Here is a 5,114-nt window from a genome sequence, read left to right on the forward strand (position 1 = left end):
GGCGCCATTGCGTCGTGGCGTTAAATGGGCCGGAAAGTGAGCGGCCAAGCATAAATTTTTCAAACTGAGCCACTGCCGATGATCCGGGTAAACTGCGGTGCGAAGGAGATTCTGGTAGTATCGGATCTCATTTCTTCCAATCGGGTGGAGCCAATGGCCGTCGTAGAGCTGAGCAAAGACAACTTCGAGCAGACAATCAAAGACAAGGATTTCGTGATCGTGGATTTCTGGGCGTCTTGGTGTGCACCCTGCCGTTCGTTCGCCCCCGTGTACGACAAGGTCTCGGAAGATCATGACGATATCCTGTTCGCCAAGATCAACACGGAAGAGGAGCAGGAGATTGCCGCCCACTTCCAGATCCGCTCCATCCCTACCCTGATGATCTTCCGCGAGCAGGTTATCGTCTTTGCCCAGCCGGGGGCGCTTCCCGAAGCCGCGTTCCGCCAGCTCCTGGAGCAGGCAAAGGGGCTCGACATGGCCGAGGTGCGTAGGCAGGTCGAAGCCCAAGCGCAGGCGATCGCCTGACGTCCATGCCGCACCATGCAGGCGCCCCGGTACCCCTGGAAAACGGTTCTTATCGGGTCGGGGCGCCCGACGGTCGGTAATCTGATGGACCTGTGCGAGGAGAACTACCGCGCCTTGCTGCGGTTGGTCCCCGATCTGCGTAGGCTCCAAGGTGAGGCGTGTTCGGTCGTAGGCCGGGATCAGGACCTTTTCCTGGAAGTCCTGGAGCAGGCACCCTACACGACATTGCTGCGGCTTACCTATTACTTTCCACACCACGACGGCAAGCTCCATAGGACACCAGATCCCGATCCGGATACCCTGCTGCGCGCCTATCATGACGCCGGTCAGGTGGAGGTCTTGGGTCTGCGCCAGACGGCGCTGCCGGTTCACACGCATTACCCGTATCCCGCCCTGGAGGCCAAATGGAAGGTCAACCTGTTCTTGTCCAGATGGTTGGCCTTCTGTCTCGCGCGGGGGTACCGGTTCTCCACCGAACCGGAGGCGCCCGTCAACCCGGCAGCCAAGGCATTGGCTCCGATCCTGCTTTAGCCCGTATATCTCCAGGGCAAGGACGCAACCAGATTAGTGGCTGGTAGCTGGACTCGAGGACGGGCTTGTACTCCGCAGCGGGGGAGGTCAGTATAATGCGGAATGGGTCCGCGGACCGCCTGATTGTGATACCGCCTGAACCTGCTGCCGGGAGCCCTTCCGACGCGGGATCGCATGGATACCCAGCTCGACAGACTCCCATATGTCAGTAACGTCATATATATGGAAGGGAACCGACCAGATGACCGCCAAGAAATCAGCACCGACCACCCAACCGACCACCGGTAAGGAATCGCAGAAAACAACGACTGCTCGTGCGGACACCTCGAAGCCGGAGCCTGCCGCAAAGACGCCTCCAAGCACCCAGGCACAGTCGGCTTCGGCTGCCGGATCGACCGCCGGCAAAGGCTCGAAGAAGACAAGGGCCACTCGTGCGGACGCCGCGAAGCCGGAGTCTGCCGCAAAGACGCCTCCAGGTACTCAGGCACAGTCGGCTTCAGCCGCCGGATCGACCGCCGGCAAAGGCTCGAAGAAGACAAGGGCCGCTCGTGCGGACGCCGCGAAGCCGGGGCCTGCCGCAAAGACACCTCCAGGCACCCAGGCACAGCCGGCTTCGGCTGCCGATTCGGCGGTGACCGCCGACGCCAAGGCAAAGCCGGTGGTGCCCAACGCATTGGTCCAGCCCCCGCCTCGCGAGCAGACCGCCGGCCCCGATGCTGCCGGCAGCTCCGACGGCCCGACCGTCCATTCCGCGATCGATGCCATGGCGGTCATGAAGCAGGCCGCAACCGATAAGGACGCCGCTCAAGCCCGGACCGGCAAGGGTGCGCCACATGTCTCCGCGGCCCAGGCGATCGCCAAGGCGGCCGTCCGGGATCATCCGGTCCAGCCCCAGCCGCCGCGCAAACCGGTTGCAGCAAAAAAGAAGCCGGCGCCGCCCCGAAGAACCGCCGATCTTCCGCAAGAGCCCAAGGGGCCCATCGGTGGTGTCGGGGCCGAGGGGTTGCCCCCACCCGTGGTGGACACCCGGGATGTGGAGGCCCTGCTCAACGCGGAGCATGCGGATCCGTTCGCCTTCCTCGGGATGCATGCAGCCACGACCCCGGGGGCGGTGACGGTGCGGGTTTTCGTGCCCGAGGCAAGCGCCGTGGAAGTCCTGGACATTGCCGCCGGCAAGGCGGTGGCGGCCCTGCAACAGGTCCATGACGAAGGCCTGTTCGTCGGCACGATCCAGGGGCGGGGAGGGCCTTTTCCCTATCGGCTGCGAGTAAGGACCCCCGAAGGCGAGCAAGCGATCGAAGACCCCTATCGCTTCCTACCCGTGCTCAGTGACGCCGACGCGCGCGCACTGCATGAAGGCACCCACTGGTCGAGCTACCGGATCTTGGGCGCGCATCCCACCGAGGTCGAAGGCGTCGCAGGGGTCGCCTTTGCGGTTTGGGCGCCACATGCCGCTCGCGTGGCCGTAGTGGGCGATTTCAACGGGTGGGACGGGCGCCGGCACGGTATGCGCCTGCGCCACGAATGTGGGGTGTGGGAGATCTTCATTCCGGGTGCGGCCAGCGGCGATCTCTACAAATACGAAATCAAGGCCGCGCCGGGTGCCGATTCGGTACTCAAATCCGATCCCTATGCCTTCGGTGCCGAGCGTCCTCCCGGCTCCGCTTCGCTGGTCCGGGAGCTGGAGACCTACCGCTGGCGCGATGGCGCCTGGCTCGAGCGGAGAAGGCAAAAACAAGGTCGAGAGACGCCCTTGACCTTCTATGAGGTCCATCCGGGTTCATGGCGCAGAAAGCCGGAAGAGGACCACCGCTGGCTCAGCTATCGCGAGCTGGCGGACGAGTTGGTGGAATACGTCACCGATCTCGGCTTTACGCACATCGCCTTGCTGCCGGTCAGCGAGCATACGTTCGATGATACCGTAGGCTTTTTGCCCTCGGCCTTGTTCGCCCCCACCAGCCGCTACGGCAGCCCGGATGACTTCCGGTATCTGGTCGATACCTGCCACCGTGCCGGCATCGGCGTCGTCGTCGACTGGGTGCCCAATTTCCTGTCGAGCGAGCCCCAGGGACTGGCCTGGTTCGACGGGACCGCACTCTACGAGGACGTCGACCCTCACCATCGCCGGGACCCGGATTGGGATATGCCCCTCTACAACCTCGGCAGCCCGACGGTGGTCAACTACCTGCTCGCCAATGCCCTGTACTGGCTCGACCAATTCCATCTGGACGGACTGAAAATCGATAGCCTCGCCAAGCTGCTCTACCTCGACTATGGGCGCGGCGAAGGCCAATGGGTACCCAACAAAGACGGCGGCAACGAGAGTCTGGAGGCCCTCGCTTTCATCCGTCGGTTGACCACACTGGTCGGTGACAAGTATCCCGACGTCTTGATGATTGCCGAGGATTCGTCCCTACGCAAGGGGATCACCGGGGCCGTGAAGGATGGGGGTCTGGGTTTCAGCCTCCGTTGGAACTCCGCGTGGGCCTACGACACCCTGCGTTATCTGGGTCGTCACCCCGTACACCGGAAGTATTATCACTATGAGCTGATCAATCCCCTCAATTTCGCCTTCGACGAACAGTTCGTACTGCCGATCTCCCACGACCATGTCTCCATCGGTCAGGGCGCCATGATCAACAAGATTCCGGGGGACCGCTGGCAGCAGTTCGCCACCTTACGGGCCTGGCTGGGTCTGACCTACGCCATGCCGGGGAAGAAACTCATGTTCATGGGCACGGAGTTCGCCCAGAACCGGGAATGGAACAGCACCATCAGCCTGGACTGGCATCTACTTCAGGATCCGATGCACCTGGGGGTGCAGCGGCTCATTCGCGATTTCAACCGGCTGGTGCGCGAGACACCGGCATTGCACGAGCTGGACGCCGAAGCGAGCGGTTTTGAATGGATCGATACCAATGACGAGGATTGCAGCATCCTTTCCTGCGCCCGTTACGCCAAAGACCGGAGCGAGTTCGTGATCGCGGTGACCCATTTTACCCCGGTGGTGCGGCCCAACTACCGGATCGGGGTGCCCGAGGAGGGCTACTATCGAGAGGTGTTGAACACCGACGCCGAGGTCTATGGTGGCGGTAATTGGGGCAGCGAGGGCGGCGCGAGGGCGGAACGGCATGGGATCCACGGCCGTGAGTACTCCATCTGTCTCACCCTTCCCCCCTATGCCACGGTGGTGCTCAAATTTCAGCGGGACGCTGTCACGAATAAAATGAGTGCCAGATGACCGAAGAACAGGACGCAACGGAGCCGGATTGGGGCAGTTCGCTGCGCTTGGAGCTGACCCCCGCCCTGCTCATCCATGCCTTGATGGCGACCGCCTCGACCGTTCACACCGGCTGGTCGAGCTGTATCGATGAGAAGCTGGTGGTTGCCAGCGTGCTGTCCATGGACGATACGGCAGGTAACTATATTCGGCTCGCCGAGCAGGAGTTCTACGAGGACGAGGACCCGAAGATGGTTTGGCACGACTGGACCCTGGAGATCCGCATCGCCAATGTGCTGACCATCGGTCACTGGCAGATCCCGGCCTCGGTGTCGCCGATGGAATGGGCGTGGCACGCCGGGGAGGCGGAGCAGGCGTTCGAGCGGGCCTGTCTGCTCGTGGGGCGGCGGGTCCACAAAGGTCTCGTAGTGGACGAGCCGGCGCCTTCGGAGTCGGTGCCACCCCGCTTCAGCCGCCATTGAGCCGCGCTTGCGGGGCGCACAAGATCCGGGGTTCCCGGCACGTCTTGTAACCTAAGAGGCTGTCTGGTTAAAAGCAATCCTGAATTATTTGACGTTGTTGGGAGGGGCGACGTGTTGCGTTCGACGCCCAAAGGCTCGCTGATCATCTGTCAGGTCAGTGTTGGCGTCTTAACGCAACCTACACTCACATGACCCTCCGCGCTGCCGACCCGCGCGGACCTCGCGTTAAGTGTAGGTTGGGTTAGGCGCGCTGTCTGATCCCAAAGCACAGCGATAGGACCGAACGCGCCGTAACCCAACACGTCAGGTTTGTCCCGACGCAGGAGGGATCTTTTCCCACAACCAACGCCAAATAA

The 5,114-nt window shown here is 62.5% G+C and carries 4 protein-coding genes; all 4 read left to right on the forward strand.

All coding sequences use genetic code 11. From position 1 onward, the window contains the following. Positions 1-153: 153 nt before the first annotated feature. The 4 genes from trxA (at position 154) to BQ17_RS15920 (ending at position 4,758) form a co-directional block, all read left to right on the forward strand. Positions 154-525: a thioredoxin gene (gene trxA / locus BQ17_RS15895; RefSeq protein ID WP_089728710.1), complete on the forward strand. Its 372-nt coding sequence runs from the start codon at positions 154-156 to the stop codon at positions 523-525. 15 nt (positions 526-540) lie between these two features. Continuing rightward, positions 541-1,056, forward strand: a complete 516-nt coding sequence (locus BQ17_RS15900) for a DUF1249 domain-containing protein (RefSeq protein ID WP_089728702.1) — start codon at positions 541-543, stop codon at positions 1,054-1,056. 241 nt (positions 1,057-1,297) lie between these two features. After that, positions 1,298-4,297, forward strand: coding sequence for a 1,4-alpha-glucan branching protein GlgB (gene glgB, locus BQ17_RS15915; protein ID WP_218068308.1), 3,000 nt, complete (start codon positions 1,298-1,300; stop codon positions 4,295-4,297). After that, complete coding sequence (locus tag BQ17_RS15920) at positions 4,294-4,758, forward strand: hypothetical protein (protein WP_089728708.1); 465 nt, start codon at positions 4,294-4,296, stop codon at positions 4,756-4,758. Before glgB ends, BQ17_RS15920 begins: the two co-directional genes overlap by 4 nt. Positions 4,759-5,114: the final 356 nt, after the last annotated feature.

Origin of the sequence: Candidatus Thiosymbion oneisti (genome assembly GCF_900092655.1) — a bacterium.
Taxonomy (GTDB): Bacteria; Pseudomonadota; Gammaproteobacteria; order Chromatiales; family Chromatiaceae; genus Thiosymbion; species Thiosymbion oneisti.